This window comes from Hyphomonas johnsonii MHS-2 (assembly GCF_000685275.1).
Lineage (GTDB): Bacteria > Pseudomonadota > Alphaproteobacteria > Caulobacterales > Hyphomonadaceae > Hyphomonas > Hyphomonas johnsonii.
Genome location: NZ_ARYK01000001.1, coordinates 1,042,613 through 1,063,816 on the forward strand (window position 1 = coordinate 1,042,613; position 21,204 = coordinate 1,063,816).

Genomic DNA, 21,204 nt, shown 5'->3' on the forward strand with positions numbered 1-21,204 from the left:
CCATGAGTATCAACATCACCATGCCCGCACTTTCTCCCACGATGGAGGAAGGCACGCTGTCCAAATGGCTCGTCAAGGAAGGCGACACCGTCTCATCCGGTGACATCATTGCCGAGATCGAGACTGACAAGGCGACGATGGAAGTCGAAGCCGTCGATGAAGGCACCGTCGCGAAACTCCTCGTCGCCGAAGGCACAGAAGGCGTAAAGGTCAATGCCGTGATCGCCGTCCTGGCGGAAGAGGGGGAAGACGCTGCCGCCATCAAGGTGCCCACGCCATCCGCCTCCCCGGCAAAAACCGGGGCGTCGGGCAATGGCGAACCAAAGCCTGCCCCCGCACCAGCGAAACCAGCCCCCGCGTCCCCTCCGCAGGCACCAGTGGCTCCGAAATCCCAGCCTGTCGCGTCCACAGCCGTCTCCGGAGACCGGATCAAGGCAAGCCCTCTCGCCAAGCGCATTGCCGGCATGAAAGGCATCGACCTTGCCGCCCTCAAGGGCACCGGCCCACGCGGCCGCATCATCAAGCGCGACGTTGAAGGCGCCAGACCTGGCGCAAGCGCTGCACCGCAAGCCGGTGCGCGCCCGACGGGGTCACCTGACGGACTGATCCTGCCGCAAGTCCTCGACGACCGCATCTATGCGCCCGACAGCTATGACTTGAGGCCCCTGGACGGCGTCCGCAAGGTCGTCGCCAAGCGCCTCACCACCAGCTTCATGCAGGTCCCGCACTTCCCGCTGACGATTGATCTCGAACTCGACCACTTGCTGGCCAGCCGGACGGCAATCAATGCCGCTGCGCCGGATGGCATCAAGGTCTCCGTCAACGACCTGTTGATCAAGGCTAGTGCCATGGCATTGATGGACGAACCTGATTGCAATGCATCCTATACGGATAACGGCATTGCCTATCACAAGCACGCCCACGTTTCGGTTGCAGTCGCGATTGATGGCGGCCTGATTACGCCGGTCATCTTCAATGCCGAAGGCAAGGGCCTCGCCGACATCTCCGTGGAAATGAAGGATCTCGCTGCCCGCGCCCGCGAGCGCAAGCTGAAGCCTCAGGAATATTCCGGCGGCACGTTCAGCATTTCCAATCTCGGCATGTTCGGCATCCGCAACTTCGCCTCCATCATAAACCAGCCCGAAGGCATGATCCTGTCCGTCGGGGCCGGTGAGAAGCGCCCGGTCGTCAACGCCAAGGGCGACCTTTCCGTCGCAACTGTCATGAGCGTTACGCTGACCTGCGACCACCGCGTCATCGGCGGCGCCGAAGGCGCCAAATGGCTGCAGGCTTTCAAGCGCTACGTCGAAACACCCGAAGCAATGCTGCTTTAGCCGGCATCACCCTCGAACGTGCAAATGGGACAACAGACTATGAAACGTACCGGGCTGATCCTAGGGCTGACACTGCTGGCGGCATGTTCCGCGCAGACAACCGAGCCTGCGAACGAAACCGGGGCCGCCACAGTGCCAGGACCGGTTGTTCAGTTCGATCCGGACAGGCTTGCGGCCATTGCAGATGTGTTTGCCACGGAGCATGGCATGATGAACCTGTGCGGTGATGACGTTCCGGTGCGCCTTACGTTGTTCATGGCCGAGCTTGGCGCATCAACAACGCCGCCCGAGCTTGTTGCGAGCCTGACGGCCGCCAATGATGCAAAAATCGAAGAGCTGCGCGTCGCCGAGAAAGAGTACATCTGCACGCCCGAAATGTTCGAAAGCCGGGAAGCCAATTCAATGGCTGCGCAGGACGAATGGAACAAGATGCGAGGTGCAGAATGACCACCCAATACGACCTCATCGTTATCGGCTCCGGCCCAGGTGGCTATGTCGCTGCCATCCGCGCCAGCCAACTCGGCATGAAGACGGCCATCGTCGAACGCGAAGCGCTCGGCGGTGTCTGCCTCAACTGGGGCTGCATCCCGACCAAGGCATTGCTGCGCTCAGCCGAGGTCATGCACCTGGCCAAGCACGCTGAAGATTTCGGCCTGAAGATCGACAAGGTCGGATTCGATCTCAGTGCCGTCGTCAAACGCTCGCGCGGCGTTGCCAGCCAGCTATCGAACGGCGTGAAGTTCCTGATGAAGAAGAACAAGATCGACGTCATCGAAGGCACCGCCCGCCTCGAAAAGGGCACGCCCGCCCCGAAGGTCATCGTCAAGGACAAGGACGGCAAGGACACCACGCTCCAGGCCAAGCACGTCATGCTCGCCACTGGCGCCCGCGCCCGCGACATCCCACAGGCCGGCCTCGTCGCCGACGGCAAGCTGATCTGGACATACCGCGAAGCCATGACGCCTGACATCATGCCCAAGCGCCTTCTCGTCATCGGCTCCGGTGCCATCGGCATCGAATTCGCCAGCTTCTACAATGAGCTTGGCGCCGAGGTCACCGTCGCCGAAGTCCTGCCGCGCATCCTGCCTGTCGAAGACGCTGAAATCTCTGCCATGGCCGAGAAGGATTTCAAGAAGCAGGGCCTCAACATCATCACCGGCGCCAAGGTCGAAAACCTGAAAGCCGGCAAGACGACCGTCACCGCCGATATCACCAACAAGGACGGAAAGAAGGAGTCGAAGGAATTCGACCGCGCCATTCTCGCCGTCGGCATTGTCGGCAATGTCGAGAATCTCGGCCTCGAAGCGCTCGGTGTGAAGGTCGAGAAAACCCACGTCACCGTCGACGGCTTCGGCAAGACCGGCGTGCCCGGGCTCTACGCCATCGGCGACCTCACCGGTCCGCCCTGGCTCGCCCACAAGGCCAGCCATGAAGGCGTCATCTGCGTTGAAGCCATCGCCGGCAAGGGCAAGGACCACGTTGAACCATTCGACGCCTCCAATGTCCCAGGCTGCACCTATTCCCACCCACAGGTCGCCAGCGTCGGTCTCACCGAAGCGGCCGCCAAGGAAAAGGGCTACGACATCAAGGTCGGCCGCTTTCCCTTCATCGGCAATGGCAAGGCCATTGCCCTGGGAGAAACCAATGGCATGGTCAAAACCATCTTCGACAAGAAGACTGGCGAACTCCTCGGCGCGCACATGATCGGCGCAGAAGTCACCGAACTGATCCAGGGCTATGTCATTGCCCGTCAGGGCGAGCTGACCGAACAGGACCTCATCCACACCATCTTCGCCCACCCAACCATCTCGGAAACAATGCATGAGGCCGTGCTGGACGCCGAGGGCAGGGCGATTCACATCTGAAACGGGCCATGCACCAAACCGTAGTGGGGCCTCGCGTGGAAAGGCCCTCTGCCTCGCCTGCCCCCATCGGGCTTGCCCGCAGGCGCCGCTCACTGGTACGCAGGGGCCGGCAATAATCGTCTGGAGGAACCACCGCGTGCTGCGTTACCTAGTTCCCGCCCTCACTGCAGGGCTGATCGCAGCCTGCAGCCCCGCGCCTCAGCCTGAACCGGAAACCGTCATGCCTGCGCCCGAGGCCTCGATTGTCCTGCCTGAAGCCCGCGATGGCGTCGTCACCGACCGTTTCGCGCGCATGGCACTCGAGTGCATCCATCGCGAATACCCGAACAAGATCAGTCACGTCATGAACAGTGATGCGGACGCCGCCACACCGCGCCGGTTGCATCCGGCCTTCTATGGCTGCTTCGACTGGCATTCCTCTGCGCACGGTCACTGGTTGCTCGTACGCATCGTCAATACCGATCCCGACACGCCATTCCGCGACGCCATCATTGCTTCGCTCGGCCAGAGTTTCACGCCGGAGAACGTCGCGGGCGAGATCGCCTATTTCCAGGCAGACGACCGGGCGAGCTTCGAGCGCCCCTACGGCACAGCCTGGTTCCTCCAGTTGATGACCGAACTGCGCCAGTCAGACCTTCCTGAAGCCGCAACATGGGCTCGCACGTTGGAACCGCTGGAAACCTTCATCGTCGGCGAAACGTCCAGCTGGCTGTCAAAACTCGCCTACCCTATCCGTATCGGCACGCATAACCAGACGGCATTCGCTTTCGGCCTGATGCTCGACTGGGCCAAAGCCAAGAACGCCGGCGCCTTCAATGCCCAACTTACGCAGACAGTCCTCGACTTCTATTCAGGCGACGTGAATTGCCCGCTGGCGTACGAGCCATCAGGCGAGGATTTCCTGTCGCCATGCCTCATGGAAGCGGACCTGATGCGGCGCGTCATGCCTGCAGACGACTTCGCCACCTGGCTCTCGGCGTTCCTGCCGCAAATTCCCGAAGACGGGTCGAGTGACTGGCTGCAACCCGGCGTCGTCCTCGACGCGACCGATGGAAAACTCGTCCATCTCGATGGTGTGAACCTGTCGCGCGCCTGGGCGCTTGAAGGCATCGCCAGCGCGCTACCTGACGGCGACCCACGCACGCCTTCGCTGCTTGCGACAGCTGCGCTCCACAAACAGACGGGCATCGCGGCTGTCAGCGATGCGCATTATGCCGGTGGTCACTGGCTCGCAAGCTTTGCGACCTATCTCGAAACGCGCCGCGGAATCGACACCGAATGAAACTGCCCATCGGCCCCGGCGCTCTCGTCGCAGCGGCTTTCATCGGGCCTGGTACGGTTACAGTCTGCACGCTGGCCGGCGCAAATTTCGGATTCGCACTTGTCTGGGCGCTGGTATTTGCGACGTTCGCCACGATCATCCTGCAGGACATGGCCGCCCGCCTTGGTGTAATGGGCCGGGTCGGACTCGGCGAAGCACTTGTTTCCGGCACGGAGAATCCCTGGCTCAAATGGGGCGCTGCCGGCCTCGTCCTGACGGCCCTTGCACTCGGCAACGCCGCATACGAAGCAGGCAACCTGTCAGGCGCGGCCCTCGGGATAGAGGCGCTCGCTGGTGAAGGCACGGTACAGCGCCGGTGGATCATCCTGCTGCTTGCCCTGATCGCGGGCACGATCTTGATCATTGGCCGCTACAAGTTGGTCGAACGTGTCCTTATCTCACTGGTCATGATCATGAGCCTCGCCTTTGCAGGCAGCGCGATCCTCGTGCGGCCGGATATCGCCAGCCTTCTCTCCGGCATCATTCCGCGTGTCCCGGAAGGCGGCCTGCTGACGGCGGTTGCGCTGATCGGCACCACGATCGTTCCCTATAACCTCTTCCTGCACGCCGCCGCTGTGCGCGAGCGCTGGCCAGTCGCCAGCGATCAGGCCCTCGGCGAAGCAACCACGGATACCCGCGTGTCGATTGGCCTTGGCGGCCTGATCTCGATCCTGATCCTTACGACCGCAGCCGCCAGCCTGTTCGGCAGCGGCGCGCAAATCGACAGCGCAGCGGGCATGGCAGACGCCATTGCGCCGACCTACGGTGCGGCCGCCAAATATCTGGTTGCCATTGGATTCTTCGCCGCCGGGCTCACATCCTCCATCACGGCGCCGCTGGCCACGGCCTATGCGCTCAGCGAAATCGCCCGCCAGCCGCGCGGAGGTCCATTGTTCCGCGGTGTCGCGCTTGCCGTGCTGGTCATTGGCACGGGCATCGCACTGCTGGGCCTGCGCCCCGTTCAGGTCATCCTGGTTGCGCAGGTGGCGAACGGATTGCTGCTCCCGATCGTGGCAGTGTTTCTGCTGATCGCCATGAACCGCCGCAGCCTCCTTGGTGATCACGTCAATGGACGGGTCGCGAATGCGCTGGGCGTTCTCGTCATCCTGATCACGTTCGGGCTTGGCCTGCGCATCGTGCTGCGGGCCGTGGGGGTGTGGCCGTGACGAAAGCGATCTGCCTTAACGCTGACATTGGCGAAATGCCCGGCGAACCCGGCCGGGCGCTCGACCGCGCCATGCTCGACGTGGTCACCCGATGCAGCATCGCATCAGGCGGTCATGCAGGCGACGCGCAAAGCATGGCTGCCACGGTCAAGGCAGCAGACGCCCGCAACGTCCTGATCGGCGCCCATCCATCCTATCCTGACCGCGAAGGCTTCGGCCGGCGTGCAATGGCCATGGACGCCGACGCCTTGCGCGACAGCTTGCTCGAGCAGGTTCGTGCGCTCGCATCCATCGCCCGCGAGCGTGGTCAGGCCCTGTCGCACCTCAAACCTCACGGCGCACTCTACAACACCGCAGCCCGCGACGCCGGGATTGCGCGTGTCGTGGTGGAGGCCACGCTACGGTCCCGCATAGACTTGTTGATCGGCCCGCCACATTCGAAACTTGCAGCTGCCGCCGCTGACAGCGGACTCCCGTTTCTGGCCGAAGGCTTCGCCGACCGGACGTACGAGGCGTCTGGAGACCTCACCCCGCGTACTGAGCCGGGCGCCGTTATCGAAACCGACGCGGACCGGATCCGCCAGGCCCTGCAGATCGTCGAGACCGGCACTGTCACCACTCGCACCGGAGAAACACTCCAGCTGCCCGTCCGCACGATCTGCGTGCATGGTGACACGCCCGGAGCCCTCGCCAGCGCCCGCCATATCCGTTCGGCTCTGGAATCGTCCGGAATTGTTGTCGCGCCCGTCGAGCCATGAACGAGCCAGATATTCTGTTCAGCGGTGACGATGCGCTCCGGGTCCTGCTCAGCGACCGGGCAACGCGGATCGCGCGGGCAAGCCAGCTCCGCCAGTCGGGTGACTGGCTTGAAGTCGTGCCGGGTCGCCAGGACGTGACGGTGCAGTTCGATCCCATCCGTCTCACGCCTGCCGAGGCCATGGCGCACCTCCGCCTCACCCTTGCCACACCCCCACCACCCACGCGCCACGCCACACGGACGATCGACATTCCCGTCCGTTTCGGCGGTTCTGACGGCCCGGATCTCGCAATGATCGCAGAGAGTCTGGGCGTGACCGAGCCCGATATTGTCTCGCAATTGCTGGCCCAGCCGCTGCGGGTCGACATGCTGGGGTTCACGCCGGGATTCGCTTACATGACAGGCCTTGAAGAGCATTATGTGATTCCGCGCCTTCTGCAGCCACGGCAACAGGTTCCAGCAGGGTCCATTGGACTTATAACCGGCCAGTGCGGCCTTTATGCGCTCGCAGGGCCGGGTGGATGGCCCATCATCGGTCGCGCGCTTGCCAGCCTGTTTGATCCTGCCTCCGCTGATCCCTTCATCCTGCAGCCGGGCCTGCAGGTTCGGCTTGTGGACAGCAGCAAGGCATGAGCCTCACGATCCTCCAGCCCGGCGCCCAGATGACCCTGCAAGGCGCCCCCCGGATCGGCACCCGCCACCTCGGCGTCCCGGCGAGCGGCCCGGCTGACCCACTGTCCATGGCGCTGGCCAACCACCTGGTCGGAAATGCCTGCGACGCTACCTGTATAGAGATCACGTTCGGGAACGCAGCTATCCGGTTCAACACCGCAGCCAGTTTCGCGCTGACCGGCGCGCCCGCTGCAGCAGCGCTTGCAGGTCGCGCCATCGCACCTCACACCGCTCATACTGCGCAAGCGGGAAACGAACTCAGGATAGACGGCGTGGGGCAGGGGTGCCGAATATACCTATCCATCGCCGGAACGTTGGCTACCAACGCCTTTCTGGGCTCGACGTCTACATACCTGCCGGCCCGTCTCGGTGGCCACGAAGGCCGCGCATTGAAACCTGGAGACCAGATCGCCATTGCAGCGCCGCGCAGCGCACCAACCATTGAAACACCTGCCGAATTTCGTCCGATCTGCAGTAATAGTTACGCATTGCGTGCGGTTGAGGGGCCGGATTATGTCGCCAGCCAGTCTGGCATATGGGATGAAACGTTCACCGCCACGCAACGCGCGAGCCGCATGGGGCTGGAGCTTGAAGGCCGCTTTCCGGATCCTGCGAGCGCGTCCGACATCCCGAGTTCCGCCGTCTTTCCGGGGGCGTTGCAGTTGCCGCCCGGCGGACACGGCTTCCTGCTGCTGGCCGACGGTCAGACAACAGGCGGCTATCCGCACATCCTCCAGGTCGTCCGCGCTGACCGCCACATCCTCGGACAGATCAGGCCGGGTGATCGTATCCGTTTTCTCCAGCGCACACACGCGCAGGCGACCGAAGCGCTCCGCGCCAAACAGGCACTGCTGGCAGGCTGGCTACCGGAATTCAGCCTTTAAGAAAGGGAGGAGGGGGGCTTGCGGGACGGGTGGGAAGTCCTAACGGTTTCCTAATCGCAATCTTCGCGCACCCACACTAACAGCGGCAAATCTGGACCGTGAACGTCGCCGGAACGCGATGACCGACAGGCCGGTGGCTCGGGTGTTGCTTGAATGCGCCAAGGGTGCCGAGGACATTCTATCCTTGAGTCGCATAATCATCATTATGGGAAAAAATATAGGCCGGTAGTCAGGCCGAGAATGGCAGGACCATGCCATCATATCCAGGTTCAACGCCCTGTGGCAGCTCCCTCACCAGCGTCTGGTAATCCATGTCCACGTGCATGTTGGTAAGCACAGCGCGCGTCGGTTTCAGCTCGGCGATCCATGCCAGCGCCTGGTCAAGGCTCGCGTGGGATGGGTGCTCTGTGCGGCGCAGCGCATCCACCACGAGCGTATCGAGGCCTCTCAGATGGTCCATGGTCGCGTCTGGTATGCCATTCACATCGTTGCAATAGGCCAGCCCCCCTATACGGAACCCGCAGCTGCGGATGCGTCCGTGCTCCAGGTCGACTGGAAGCAATTCCACAGGCCCGCCGTCCCCTGAAAGCGTGAACCGCTCGTATGGCACAATGTCGGGCTCGGTCTGCAGGATCGGCGGATAGCCGCCCATGCCCTTGAAACAATAACCGAACCGCCGATCGAGGGATTCCCGCGTGGCCTTGTCCATATATGTCGGGATGTGCCGACGCATCCGGATGACGAGTGCCCGCACATCGTCGATACCGTGCGTCTGGTCGGCGTGGTCGTGCGTGTAGACAAGTGCGTCCACGTGGGTCACCCGCGCGGCCAGCAATTGCTCCCTGAGGTCAGGAGAGGTGTCGATCAGGATCCGCGTGATGGCGCCATCCGGCCCGAGCCGGTCGAGCAAGGCACCACATCGTGTCCGCCGGTTCTTGGGCTCCTCCGGGTCGCACAGGCCCCAGTCTCCGCCAACGCGCGGCACGCCGCCCGACGAGCCTGTTCCAAGCAGTGTCAGTCGGTACCCGGTATCGGTCATGCTGATACGCCCGCAAACAGTGCAACAGCGTTCGCTTCGGTAATCTTGATTACATCCTCGACGGGCAGTTGCTTTACCGCAGCTAATGCTTCGGCCACATGCACGAGATAGGCGGGCTCATTGCGCCGGCCCCGCATGGGCATCGGCGTAAGAAAGGGACAATCGGTCTCGAGGATCAGGCGGTCCATTGGCACCTCGGCGATCACCTCCCGCACTTCATTTGCACTCCGAAACGACAGGATGCCCGACACGGACACGAACGCGCCGAGCGCCAGGCCCCGTTTCGCGAGGTCCAGGCCGCCAGTGTAGCAGTGCAGCAGTGGTCGGAACGCGCCCTTCGCATATTCCTCTTCCAGGACGTCTGCCATCATCGCGTCAGCTTCACGCGTGTGCAGGATCAATGGCAGGCCGGTTTCCCGCGCGGCTTGGATGTGTTTTCGCAAGCTCACCAACTGGTCTTCCTGCGGGCTGTAGCCGTAGTGAAAATCAAGACCGGTCTCGCCTATCGCCACCACATTGGGATCGGTTGCCGCGTCCGCCAGATCATCAACCGTGATATTGGGAAAGTCCTTCGAATGATGCGGGTGGACGCCGACGGAGCACCAGATGTCATCATGCGCCGCCGCGAGGGACCTGACGGCCGGGAAATTGTCGAATCGGTCGCAAATCGCCAGGAACCGCCGGATACCCGCTGTCCTCGCCCGGTCGAGGACGTCTTCCAGATCGTCCGCAAAAGCGTCGCCGTGGAGATTGACGTGTGTATCAAACATGCGGTGACGCTTAGCCTTGGACGGCTACGGAATAAAGGCCCGCGATCACCTTCGAGACAGTCTGCGATGGCTCCATGTTCAGCCTGTCCGCCTCACCGAGCAGGCGCGATGTTTCCAGCCAGGCGCTAGCTGCCGGGGCGTCGGTCTCTGCGCGGTCCGCCAGCCAGCCGAGCACTTCTTCGCGAAAGGCCTCGAGCGCCACTGCGTCTACATTCGCTGCCTGCACGGCGGCCGTCAGCACCGCGTCCGTCGGCTTTGGCATCGCCCGCAGCAAAGTCCGCGCCGCGCTTGCCGCTTCCATCCCGCTCTGACTCGACAGCCTGAGTCCCAGCCCGGGTCGGCCGCGCGCAAGCCCGGCCGCTTCCTTGGGTGCACCAACGCTTTCGAGGACTTGCCGCGTTTCATTATCCGACAGCGCCGACAGCCGGAGTGTCCGGCACCGTGACCGGATTGTTGGCAGGATCGGCTGGGATCCGTGATTGATCAGAAACACGATGCTCGACGGTGGCGGTTCTTCCAGCGTCTTCAGCAAGGCGTTCGCGCCGTTCCGGTTCAGTTCGTCCAGCGCATCGATGATGCCCACGCGCCAGCCGCCAAGCGCCGGTTTCAGCGTGAAGAAGTGGTTCAGGTCGCGCACCTGGTCGACCGTGATGTCCTGCCTCGGCTTGCCCTTGTCGTTCAACTCGATCTGGACGGTCCGCTGATCCGGATGCCCGCCCGCAACACATTTCTGCATGACCGGGTCATCCGCACCAGCGTTCAGGGGCTCACCGGCCGGCCCCCGGGCGCCGAGCATGAACGCCGCGAGCCTGTGGGCCAACTGCGCTTTCCCGATACCTGCCGGCCCCTCGATCAACCAGGCATGATGCAGCTTGCCGGTGGCCTGCGCAGAAAGAAAGGCGGCCTGGGCCGCGTCATGGCCGATCAGGGGCAATGCGATATTCATGCGCCCTGGCCCCTGGCTGCCAGCAATCGGTCGAGTTCCGTCCATGCTGCATCTGCCACTTCGTCAGCGGGGCGCGACGCGTCCAGCAGCCGACACCGCGCTGGCTCGGTCCGCACAAGCTCAATGAAACCCGTTCGGACCGCCTGATGGAAATCGTCCGGCCGGACCTCAAACGCATCCGAGGCCCCAGGGCGACTCTTTCGCCGGCCGGCCGTCGCATCAAGCGGTGCGTCCAGCACCAGCGTAAGGTCGGGCACATCCTGCGCCAGCACCGAACGCTCCATCGCCTTCAGGAAATCCATCGGCACACCGGCGCCGACGCTCTGATAGACCCGCGTGGAATCGGCGAACCGATCGCAGATAACCCACTTTCCAGCCGCCAGCGCAGGACGGATCAGCTTGTCCAGGTGATCGGACCTCGCGGCATTCATCAACAAGGCCTCAGCCATCGGCGACCAGGCTTCACTGCGTGGAGGGTGCAGCGCCAGTTCCCGAACGGATTCGGCAAGCGGTGTGCCGCCCGGTTCTCGGGTCTCCACAACTTCGATGCCATTGGCGGCCAACCGTTCGGCCAGAGCGTGTTGCAGGGTTGATTTGCCCGTGCCCTCGCCACCTTCGAGCGTGATGAACCTGCCGCGCGATATGTCAGCCATCATTGCCGGAAATCATCGCGCTCAATCCTTCGACCGCGCGGCCAAAGAAGCCGAGCTTCTTCACATCGGCTTCGGCGATCACCGGCGCTTCGACGGGAGGGCGCCCTTCAAGCGTCACAACCAGCTTGCCAACGCGATCGCCTTTCTTGATTGGCGCCTCTAGCGGCTTCTCGAGGACGATTTCTGTCTTGGCTTTCTCGAATGCAGCCTTGTGGCCGGCGATCAGCATCGGTTCGGCGAGGGAAACGGGAACCAGCCCTTGCTGTCCCAGCCACACTTTTTGTTCCGGTAGTGCAACGGATTCCGGTGCAATCGTTTTCAGTTCATAGCTCTGGAAAGCGAGACGCATCATGCGTTCGCCTTCCGACGCCCGGGCCGCCTTCGTCGGGAGGCCGTTGATGACGATGATCCGCCGGACACCATCCCGGACCGCCGACGCCGTCAGGCCATAACCCGCTGCTTCCAGGTGTCCCGTCTTCAACCCGTCCGCACCGGCAACCTCAAGCAGGGGATTGCGATTGGGCTGGGTATACTCGCGCCAAGAATAGGAAGGGTCATCATACCATTCATAATATTGTGGGTAGTCTTCGATCGTCATTTTCGCGAGGCGCGCAAGATCGGCCGCCGAGATGACATGGCCCACAGCTTCGAGCCCGGTTGCGTTCAGGAAATTGACCGACTTCAGGCCCTTTTCATGCGCCAGGTCCGTCATGCGTTTCGCGAATGCTTCCTCTGATCCGGCCAGGCCTTCGCCCAGCACGATGCAGGCATCGTTGCCTGACATGATGATGACACCGTGCAGCAGTTCCTCGACCGTCGGTGTATCCTTGGGCACAAGGCCCATCGTCGATGTGCCAGACGGAAAGCCGCCGCGACGCCAGGCATCTTCACTGACGGTGAGCCGGTCGGTGAGTGAAATTTCGCCCCGATTGATCATGTCGAAGACGAGATAGGCGGTCATCATCTTGGTCATGGATGCCGGGATCATCGGCTCGTCGCCGTTCTTGGAGAACAGGATTTCACCCGTCGTGTAATCCATGATCACCGCGTGAGACGCAGGCGTATCAATGATCTGTGCCGTTGCCGGCGTTGCGACCAGGGAAAACAGACAGGTCAGGGCGGCGAGAATTAGGTTCCGGCGCTGCATGTATTGACGGCCTCCAATGCAATTGTTGGGGATCCGGAATGAAATCCGGCCCTTTTCCCCACTATAGGGGAAAAAGGGCCGGTTTGTGGTCAGCGTCAATGGGTTCAGCTGTCGCGGAGCGTTACTGGTCGGTCACGACGCGGGCGCCTGAAACTCCTCGTGACGCCAGTTGATCCTTCATCGTCACTGCCGGCAGGCGGCCATCAAAGGGGCCGACCCGGACCCGGAAGTAGTCTGCACCGTTGACGCGGGCCGGTACGATCACGACTGGCAGTCCCTGTCCGAGTTGGGCCTGCATGTCCTGAGCATTGCCGATGTCGGTAAAGGAGCCAACCTGCACAAAATAGTCTCCCGCCGCGCGCGACGGTGCTTGGGTGTAGGTGGGCATCGCAGACTCGGCCGGAACCGAATACTGAGCCTGGACGGGCTCGGCATAGGTGCTTTCAGGGGTATAATTCGCCAGCGTCAGGGTCGCAGCAGGCGGGTTGTAGGCTGTTTGCGTTCCGGACTGGCCGCCGACCGGTGCCGGACCCAGGTAACGGACGCGCACATTGGCCTTCCCTGCCCCGCCAAACCCAAGAACGTCTGCTGCCTTGCGGGATACCTGGAGCATCGCGCCATCTTCAAACGGCCCACGGTCGTTCACCCGGACCACGACTTCACGTTGCGTGTCCATGTTGATGACCTGCACGAGGCTGGGCAACGGCAATGTCGGGTGCGCGGCGGTCATGCCGCCTTGAGTGAAGGTCTCGCCATTCGCGGTGGGAAGCCCGGCAAATTCGTCGCCGTAGACAACGCCCACTCCAAGCTCGTCGAATACCGGCGTGGCTGAAGGCGCGACCGGATAGGCTGCGGCAGGCGTGACGCCTGGCCGTTGGACTGCGCCTGCTGTGCCCTGCCCCGCAGGCTGGTCTTGTGGCGCGAGAGCGGCAAGCGCCACAGATTCAACTGGCGCAGGAAGGCGCGGTGTCATTTGTACCGGCTCGGTCATCTGGATCGGCGCAGATTGTTGAGGTGCAGCCGCACTGGCGTACTGACGCGGTGCGGGGGCGGATGCAGCACCCTGCCCTGGATACTGGAACACGATCCGCGCGCGTTCCTGGCCTGGCGCCGGCATGGCCGTCCTGACTGAACTGTTTGCCCGGGCATCCGGTGCCTGGCCGCCTTGCCCAGCAAACACGATTGGCGCGGGTGTGCGCTTGCCGGCAGATGCAGGCAACGCAACGACGAGCGCGACGGCACTGAAAGCCAGGAACGTGATGATGTGTTGGGATGTGAATTTGCTGGTCGAACGCATTACGTGAAATCTACCTCATTCTGCGGCTCGGGAACGGCGTAACGGCGTTCCCAACGCGGCTTTTCTGCCGCGATCGACAACATGGTTACCAGAACTAGGTGGATGCCCGATGAACCAGCCCGGACAGATTCAGGCGATCCGGCAAGGTTGCCTTAACGGTTTGACACCCGGCACTTGCAGACAAAGGCCCTTGCCATGGCGCGCGCCATGGCCGAAACACTCCCGCGCCGGAGGAGTGGCAGAGTGGTTGAATGCGGCGGTCTTGAAAACCGTTGAGCCTTCGCGGGCTCCGGGGGTTCGAATCCCTCCTCCTCCGCCATGATGCTGGTGCAATACATTGTCCTTGAATCGCATTGCGTGCGCGCCATAACTTGCCTCCGCGCCACCTGCCCCACCCTGCCGGACAAAAAGAGATCGATTTTCGATTAGTGCGGACTTCGGAAAGGTTAGTCGTTGCCGGACGCCACGCACAGCAAAGCGCAATGTCCCGTTCTTCATTTTGCTGGTTTCGCCTGGACAATGTCTCGTATCGCAAAATGTCGGAGCGTCCTCGTTCGATGTGGACAGTGCGGATGATGACGGTTCATTGCCGCTCCCCTTGCCGACCATCGGTTAGTCGAATAACGGACCTCATGCTGCCCAGTATTGCAATCTTCGATGACTTCTTGCGAGAGCCGATGCGGGCCCGAACAGATGCACTGAGATTGGGTTATGATCCAAAGCGCAATCACGGGAACTATGCAGGACTGATGTCAGACAAGCCTTTGGCGATCCAAGGGCTCGTCGAATCGGTATCCAGCCGCGTCGGCGCACCATTGGAAGCGGCGGCTGGAACGGCGCATGCTCATTGCCGCTTGACCTGCAAGGGCGACAAAGGGCGAAGCGGCGTTCATGTCGATCCGTGTTACTATTCCGGCATCTTGTTTCTCAATGCGCCATGGCACTCCAAGGGTGGAACGGATTTCTATACGCATCGACGGACAGGGCTGGACGGAGTTCCTAAAAACCCCATCGACCTTCTTGCTGCAGGCTACAATCATCCCGATGCGCTGATCGAAGACGTTGTAAACAAGGATACGCTCAGACCCGAAAAATGGCATCGCACGCTGCGCATCCCGATGAAGTTCAACCGTCTGGTATTGTTTAGTCCATGGCTTTTCCACAATGCCGGTCCCGCGTTCGGAAATAGTCCAGAGGATGGCCGACTCGTCTGCCTGATGTTCTTCAATCGAAAAGCTGGCGAGGTCAGCGCGAGCTAGGTGGCGCCCCCTCGTTGGTGGCGCTTGGTAACCGCTGCCCTGGTCCGCGCGATTATTCTTCGATCTGGGGTTGCTTCCCGAATCCTTTCAACTTACCAGAAATTAATGTTCGGGCGTCGGTTCCCGACGTCCTGGAGGGGCACGCAATGAAAATTATTCAAAAAAATCAATCGCGCGGATCGTTGTTGGGCACTGTTGGGGCGTCAGCTGTCGCAGTTGCTTTGATGGCGCTTCCCGCATCAGCAATTGTCCCGAACGATAATCAAACATCAGAAGATATCGTCGATACGTCACAAGATGTGAACGGTGTCGGCATGTTCTTTCGGAATGACGGCTTTGTGTGCACGGGAACATTGATAAACCCCCGCACGGTCTTGTTCGCTGCGCACTGCGTGAACGATCGGCCAGCCAGCGATTACGGGTCAACCATACAGTCTGCGTGGTCCTTCCGGGCGAATGCGCTGCCAGGCTTTACCGACTGGATATCAAACAGCTTTGGAAGCAACCCGGACCTCTTCGTCTACAACAATAATCAGGTCATCTATAATCCCGATTCACTAGCGCGACCGGGGGGGTCTGGATTTCTCGAAGGAGATATCGCCCTGTCGTCATTGGATGCGCCGGCGGCCAATATTCCGACCTGGGCACTCCTCTTTTCCCCGCTCGATACGCCAGCCTCGATCGATCCCGTCACGGGCACCGGCTACCACGTGAACATCACCGGTTACGGCCGTACTGGTAGCGGCACAACCGGCGCGGATATCGGGGTCGATTGGCGTCGGCGCGCTGCAGAGAACATGCTGGGTGCGCTTACCTCATTCGATGACCGCAATACATTCCTGTTCGGAGATCCGTTCGGCGACTTGCCGCAGAATCTCTACAGGCTCGATTTTGACGACCCGAATGACGCGGACCCTTTCGATTTCAACTTGTACCGCGATGAAGCTTTGGCGAACGAGGGCACGACGGCCGGTGGAGATAGTGGTGGCCCGCTGATCATCGATGCAGCGAACAATAGCGGCTTTGATGAGAATGTCGTGATCGGCGTATTGTCGGGCGGTTCGCGATTCTTCGGTCCTCAAGTCTTCAGCTCCTACGGTACCGAGAACTTTTACCAGCCGCTGTTCTATTATTGGGACTGGATCGCAGCCAACAATCCTTACCGGTATGTCGGTGCGAATGCCGGAGACGGGAACTGGGAAGACGCCAGTCATTGGGCCAGCCGCCTGGACCCCACCTACCGCATCATTGATGCGTCTGGTGCCGTCGTAAATGGTACGCCGTCCAATCCAGGCGCGGGGCTCGTGGGTGACGAACCAAGTTTCGGAGTGGTTTGCTTTGATCCTCACCCTCGCGGCGAAGGCGTGGGCGACTCCTGTCAAAACCTGGGCACAGGCGATCCAGAACCGATCAGCAACCCGTCCATACAGTCAGGTATTGGCCAGCTCCAACAGGATCTCGATAGCAATGGGCTCATCGCGGTATCGATTGACGGTTCCGTCGGCGCCGAACAGCAAAGCGGCATTGGTACGGCCGACCTGTCGTCCCGGATGCGGGTAGACCTGGAGGATCAACCGCAGGCCGGTGGATACTCGGATGACGCGCTACCCAGCCCGACCATCGATAATGGCCTGGTCGGCGCAACTGACTTTGTTCCCGACAACATCGATCCGGATATCCTTGCCGGAATCAATGCGCGCTACTTCGACGTAACGCTTGCAGAGGATGGCACGACAACGCTCACCTCATCAGTCGTGATCGACCGGTTGACGGTCGCAGGAGGCGGCGCGGCCCTGGATGTCGCCGCGTCGGGCAGCCTGACCAGCCTGATCGATGTCATGCATGTCTCGGGAGCGGTGAATGTTGATGGATCTCTCGTGACACCTGGGGATTATCTCAATATCGGCGGCTTGTTGTCGGGTTCAGGCACAATAACCACCCCCTTCCTGACAAACATCGCTGGTGCGATAGCGCCGGGCGGTCTTGGGGCAGAAGGTCAATTGACGATCGATGGCAACCTTGTCCTGTCGTCCGGGTCAATATTGTTGATTGACGTCTCGGCAACAGGCAATGACGTGCTTGATGTTTCGGGCGATGTCTCGCTCGGAGGAATCGTCGAGTTGAACGGTCCCGCCGCTTACGGCGATCAGTATTCCATCCTGACTTATGACGGCACTTCTTCCGGTGCATTCAGCAAAGCAACCGGTCTGGGTGCTGGTGTGCTTCAAGCGTTGTTTACCGATGCTGACGGCATCGTCCAGCTGAGCATCGATGCCGGGTCGTTCCTTGATTTCCTGCCAGCGGCACCGACTGGCGTCCAACTTTACTATGCGCAGTCCCTGGATGGCGCGCGGGGCACCTCCTATTCTGACTTGAACGAGCTTTATGCCATCATCGATCGTCTCGGACCGACCGATCTTGCGGCGGCTTTTGACGCGATTGCGCCGAACGACGCGATAATCGCTGGTCAGGGGAACATTGCGATGGGTGACGCGCTCGGAAAGCGGCTTGACGCACGGCTGCGTCAGGTTCGCAGAGGAGAGCGGGGATTCAGCACACAAGGGTCTGCCGCTGGGGTAGAGGTTGCTTCGCTCGACGCGATGTCGAGCTTCTCCCTGATATCGAGCCAGCTCGCCGCCGCCACGGCAAGCGAGGCGTCAGAAGCGCGTCCGATGAAGGACGGATATGGTGGATTCGCCAATATCGACTTCTTTACCGGCGATGCCGACTCGGGACTGCCGGGTAGGAAAGCTGATGTTGAAGGGTTCGCCATAACAGGCGGCATAGACAAGACGATCGGCACAGATGCCATCATTGGCGGTATGATCAGCTACACTTCGTCCGACAATACGCTGGGATCCGGAATGGGTGATGCCGAGATCAGCGGAGCTTCCGTTGGATTGTACGGATATGTGCCATTCGAGAACAGGTTTTTCATCGATGGTCATATCAGCTTCGGCACCTATTCAGTTGATACGTCTCGGACGGCCCAACTTGTTGGAGGGACACTCGCGGCGGCGGGCGATACTGATGCTGACCAGCTTTTGGTCGGTGCAAGCGTTGGCCGCGAATACCGGCTCGATAACGGGCTTAATATCACGCCGTCAGCGAGCCTCCTGCATGCCAACTATGATATAGATGCGTACACAGAAAAAGGCGGCGCTATCGCAATGAACGTGGCTTCGCGAGACTTGACCAGCACGCAGCTGTCTCTCGGTGCGGTGTTGGATTGGGAGATGGGTCAATCTGGCGGAATTCGACCAATGCTCGGCGCAGCTGTCGTCCAAGACCTGGATGCGGGCCATGACGTGGTCTTCGCGACGTTTGCCGGCGCGCCGACCGCATCCGCTGTTCTATTCGCGGGACCTGACCGCAGCCGAACCTGGATCGATCTCGAAGCCGGCCTCGATGTAAATGTCTCGGAATCAATCGTCGCAACATTTGCGGTGAAGCAGACTGTTAACCGCGATGAGCTGTCCCAGACTGTAATCGGGGCCAGTGCGCGACTCAGGTTCTGAGGTTTGTCGTGATGCACGGCGAGGCAAGACCAAGCGGTCAGCCTCGCCGGTTCACTACCGCTTATCGTACTTGTTCACGAACAAGTCGGCTTTTCGTTGTCTTGCCTGAGAATGCACCGACAAGGGTGTCGCCGTTTTCTGATTGCCCACTCCAGGCAGCAACTCCATGCTGATCAACTAGCGTAAGCTGCCCGAAGCCGAGATAGATCCAGGTTTTCGGCGGCTCGCTGTTGAAGGGCCAGTCTGACAACAAGTCGACGTCTCCGGTCGCTGTTCCTGAACGCTGAAGCAGTCTGACATTGGCTGTCTGGGCAGCGCCGTCCGACACGATGGTCCACTCGCCCGTAATGGTCGCTGGTGCCAGGTCTGTAGAGATGCCACCTATCGGCACGCTTGGTCCTGGTGACGACAATCCGGGGGTGAGTGCATCCCGGCTTGCCGCTTCCGGTACATTGGTAGATGTCGTGGCCAGATCGTCTTGCTCCGTTTCCTGCCCGGTTACCGGGGCTGCGAGCATATGATCGCTCTCCTTCCCGGCACTGCTTTGCGTGCACCCGACCAATGTAATCGAAAGCAGGGCGCCAAGCGAACCATCAAGTTGGCGAATTATTCTCGGTGTTTTCATTGGGAGACGCTACTACACACCGGCGCTTGATCGCAAATGTGCGCCTTTGAATCGGCGGGCGATAGTCTCCGCCAAATTCTAACAGACCTGTCCAACCAAGATGGCCACCTCGTCGCTTGCAACGCGACCACTGTCATCACGGGCAATAACTTTGACGGTTTGGTAGTCCACCCCGCATGCCTGTGTTGCTATCGGTCTTGATAGTGATGCGCCAGTGCCGACAGTCACCCCGTCAACGATCCAGGTATAGGTGGTGTTGGCAACAGCCTGGCCGTTGGCACCGGCTGCGATGGCAGTCATCGAAACGGGCGGTGTCGTTGTGCCGTTACCGCTTGCCGAAAGATCTGGACCAATGGAAAACCCGTCTTCAGGCGTCAGAATTTCAACAGTGAAGCGAACCTTTGGAAGCTTAAAGCAAGTAGCAAAGCCAGTCAGGGTCTGCGACGCGCTCTGGGAGCCGAATATGCCGCTCACAGTCCAGCCACCAAAATCGACAAACGGATTGGTGTCATGCGATATGACATCTCCAGACGGTCCAATGACAAGGTCGTCTTTGTAAGACTTGGTGGGATGACCGGGGTTTGAGCCTTGCGTGTCAGGTCCAGCGACATCGCCCGCGGGCGTCGTCCCAATTGATTGGGGCTTTGCGAGAATGGGCTTTGACGCACGCAAGGGGCTGGCAGACTTTGCTGCTTTTGTCGGTGATGAACCGGTCTTTCGCGGATTGGCTTTGGGTGTAGTCGTAGATGGTCTGGTTTTGCTGGGTATCTCTCGCTGAATGATCCTTGGGCGGCTATATGAATGGCTCTCTATGATCTGGTGTGGAACGAACAGATCAGCGTGACCTGTGCTGTCCCCGAAATTGTAGCCGCCGCTCAAGGCGATTTCGCCCGCAGGACATTGTAGTGTCCTTGGACCAAGGCTGCTGTAGCCGAAATCGGTTCGGCTCGGGATGTTGCCACTGATGACGCTGCCGCTTTTTATCTGGTCCGTGCCGATATTGGGATTTGTGCAGACGGCAAACGTCTGCAGTGTCGGACGAGATGGCGGTTCGTCCCATTGAATTGCGTCGATTGCCGCACGCCAGCCACGCGCCTCGCCAGAGGCATTCTGGACAGGCAGGAAAGATGACAGCCATGCATTGTAAATGCCTGAATGAGCCTTTGTGGCGCTGGTGCGAAAGCCACCGCCCGTCAAAATGGTTGCACCGGGGCAGACAGCCTGGCTCTCGGCGCGAAAGAACCGACCGTCACCGTCGGGCTGAGACCGTATGATGCCGGACGAAATGGTTTGTGCTGACGCTCCCGTGCTTTGAATGCAATAGGCTTCCGCACTGACATAGCGCGCCGTTCCACTGGGGCTGTCATGGCTACCGCTAACGGTCCAATCCTTGCTGCCGGAGGGGTAGTTGCCTTCCACACTCAGTGCGTCATCGGCATTCAGTTCAGGGTGTGAGAGCTTGTATCCACCACCCAGACGGATTTCGCCATCCTGGCAACTTGCCGTAATGCTAAACGGTCCACCTGTGGACTCGACCCCCTGCTTGCGCAGAACAAGACGATCATTACCCGGGTCTGCCTGTACTGTGAGCACTGGAAACACCAATAGACTACAGACGATCATGATCGCCCCTGATCGGGTACGAAGTCGGTTGGAAAATTTGCTTTGTTGATGACGCATTGCGGGAAATTTGATCATGGAGCCGCTCCATTGGATTGGCGGGCAAGTTGAGTTTGAATACAATCCTCGTATCGAGGCGTACGACGTGAGTGATTATCATGCCTCTTCCGAGATGACCAATCCATGGGGTGATGCCGGTCTAATGCGAAGCCGTCTCCAGTATTCTCTTGAGATGGCGTTCGGTTCCTGGCGTGCATGAGCACGTCCAATTGTATGCTATCGGACAAGGTTCTGAGGTATTAGGTCGGATCATTGTCCAATGGAAAAAGAC

Annotated in this window: 18 protein-coding genes and 1 tRNA gene; 11 read left to right on the plus strand and 8 right to left on the minus strand. The window is 60.6% G+C overall.

The window, feature by feature from the left end:
• Window positions 1–2: 2 nt before the first annotated feature.
• From HJO_RS04930 to HJO_RS04965, 8 genes are all read left to right on the plus strand, one after another.
• A complete protein-coding gene (locus HJO_RS04930) occupies window positions 3–1,334 on the plus strand; it encodes a pyruvate dehydrogenase complex dihydrolipoamide acetyltransferase (protein ID WP_035614033.1) in 1,332 nt (443 codons plus the stop codon).
• A 39-nt stretch (window positions 1,335–1,373) separates the two neighbouring features.
• On the plus strand, window positions 1,374–1,781 hold the full coding sequence (locus HJO_RS04935) for a hypothetical protein (RefSeq protein WP_035614036.1): 408 nt from the start codon (window positions 1,374–1,376) through the stop codon (window positions 1,779–1,781).
• A complete protein-coding gene (gene lpdA / locus HJO_RS04940) occupies window positions 1,778–3,199 on the plus strand; it encodes a dihydrolipoyl dehydrogenase (RefSeq protein ID WP_035614039.1) in 1,422 nt (473 codons plus the stop codon). Before HJO_RS04935 ends, lpdA begins: the two co-directional genes overlap by 4 nt.
• A 220-nt stretch (window positions 3,200–3,419) precedes the next feature.
• Entirely contained in the window at window positions 3,420–4,481 is a 1,062-nt protein-coding gene (locus HJO_RS04945; protein WP_422120068.1) for a DUF2891 domain-containing protein, read from the plus strand.
• Entirely contained in the window at window positions 4,478–5,686 is a 1,209-nt protein-coding gene (locus tag HJO_RS04950) for an Nramp family divalent metal transporter (RefSeq protein ID WP_035614042.1), read from the plus strand. The genes HJO_RS04945 and HJO_RS04950 overlap by 4 nt, the downstream gene beginning before the upstream one ends.
• Entirely contained in the window at window positions 5,683–6,444 is a 762-nt protein-coding gene (locus tag HJO_RS04955) for a 5-oxoprolinase subunit PxpA (RefSeq protein ID WP_035614588.1), read from the plus strand. The genes HJO_RS04950 and HJO_RS04955 overlap by 4 nt, the downstream gene beginning before the upstream one ends.
• The gene (locus HJO_RS04960; RefSeq protein WP_035614045.1) at window positions 6,441–7,076 is read left to right on the plus strand and encodes a 5-oxoprolinase subunit B family protein; all 636 of its coding nucleotides are present in this window, start codon (window positions 6,441–6,443) and stop codon (window positions 7,074–7,076) included. The genes HJO_RS04955 and HJO_RS04960 overlap by 4 nt, the downstream gene beginning before the upstream one ends.
• Window positions 7,073–7,999 (plus strand): 5-oxoprolinase subunit C family protein, encoded by a 927-nt coding sequence (locus HJO_RS04965; protein ID WP_035614048.1) that lies wholly within the window; start codon window positions 7,073–7,075, stop codon window positions 7,997–7,999. The genes HJO_RS04960 and HJO_RS04965 overlap by 4 nt, the downstream gene beginning before the upstream one ends.
• A gap of 229 nt (window positions 8,000–8,228) precedes the next feature.
• On the opposite strand, the gene HJO_RS04970 is transcribed toward HJO_RS04965, so the two are convergent.
• From HJO_RS04970 to HJO_RS17560, 6 genes are all read right to left on the minus strand, one after another.
• On the minus strand, window positions 8,229–9,038 hold the full coding sequence (locus HJO_RS04970; RefSeq protein WP_035614052.1) for an MBL fold metallo-hydrolase: 810 nt from the start codon (window positions 9,036–9,038) through the stop codon (window positions 8,229–8,231).
• Window positions 9,035–9,808: a TatD family hydrolase gene (locus HJO_RS04975; RefSeq protein ID WP_035614055.1), complete on the minus strand. Its 774-nt coding sequence runs from the start codon at window positions 9,806–9,808 to the stop codon at window positions 9,035–9,037. The genes HJO_RS04970 and HJO_RS04975 overlap by 4 nt, the downstream gene beginning before the upstream one ends.
• Window positions 9,809–9,818: 10 nt before the next feature.
• On the minus strand, window positions 9,819–10,754 hold the full coding sequence (locus HJO_RS17555) for a DNA polymerase III subunit delta' (protein ID WP_051618220.1): 936 nt from the start codon (window positions 10,752–10,754) through the stop codon (window positions 9,819–9,821).
• The gene (tmk, locus tag HJO_RS04985) at window positions 10,751–11,410 is read right to left on the minus strand and encodes a dTMP kinase (protein WP_241764665.1); all 660 of its coding nucleotides are present in this window, start codon (window positions 11,408–11,410) and stop codon (window positions 10,751–10,753) included. Before tmk ends, HJO_RS17555 begins: the two co-directional genes overlap by 4 nt.
• Window positions 11,400–12,554 (minus strand): D-alanyl-D-alanine carboxypeptidase family protein, encoded by a 1,155-nt coding sequence (locus HJO_RS04990; protein ID WP_035614058.1) that lies wholly within the window; start codon window positions 12,552–12,554, stop codon window positions 11,400–11,402. The genes tmk and HJO_RS04990 overlap by 11 nt, the downstream gene beginning before the upstream one ends.
• A 121-nt stretch (window positions 12,555–12,675) precedes the next feature.
• A complete protein-coding gene (locus HJO_RS17560) occupies window positions 12,676–13,851 on the minus strand; it encodes an SPOR domain-containing protein (protein ID WP_051618222.1) in 1,176 nt (391 codons plus the stop codon).
• A 229-nt stretch (window positions 13,852–14,080) separates the two neighbouring features.
• Between HJO_RS17560 and HJO_RS05000 the strand changes: the two genes are divergently transcribed.
• The 3 genes from HJO_RS05000 to HJO_RS05010 all read left to right on the plus strand — a co-directional run bounded on the left by HJO_RS05000 (window position 14,081) and on the right by HJO_RS05010 (window position 18,628).
• Window positions 14,081–14,170: transfer RNA gene (locus tag HJO_RS05000), tRNA-Ser, on the plus strand.
• A 313-nt stretch (window positions 14,171–14,483) separates the two neighbouring features.
• The gene (locus HJO_RS05005; protein WP_035614061.1) at window positions 14,484–15,110 is read left to right on the plus strand and encodes a DUF6445 family protein; all 627 of its coding nucleotides are present in this window, start codon (window positions 14,484–14,486) and stop codon (window positions 15,108–15,110) included.
• A 146-nt stretch (window positions 15,111–15,256) separates the two neighbouring features.
• Window positions 15,257–18,628, plus strand: coding sequence for an autotransporter domain-containing protein (locus tag HJO_RS05010; protein WP_084141483.1), 3,372 nt, complete (start codon window positions 15,257–15,259; stop codon window positions 18,626–18,628).
• Window positions 18,629–18,689: 61 nt separating this feature from the next.
• On the opposite strand, the gene HJO_RS18345 is transcribed toward HJO_RS05010, so the two are convergent.
• Window positions 18,690–19,145, minus strand: a complete 456-nt coding sequence (locus tag HJO_RS18345; protein WP_156945416.1) for a hypothetical protein — start codon at window positions 19,143–19,145, stop codon at window positions 18,690–18,692.
• A gap of 186 nt (window positions 19,146–19,331) precedes the next feature.
• Window positions 19,332–20,951: a hypothetical protein gene (locus HJO_RS18350; protein ID WP_156945417.1), complete on the minus strand. Its 1,620-nt coding sequence runs from the start codon at window positions 20,949–20,951 to the stop codon at window positions 19,332–19,334.
• Between the last annotated feature and the right edge of the window lie 253 nt (window positions 20,952–21,204).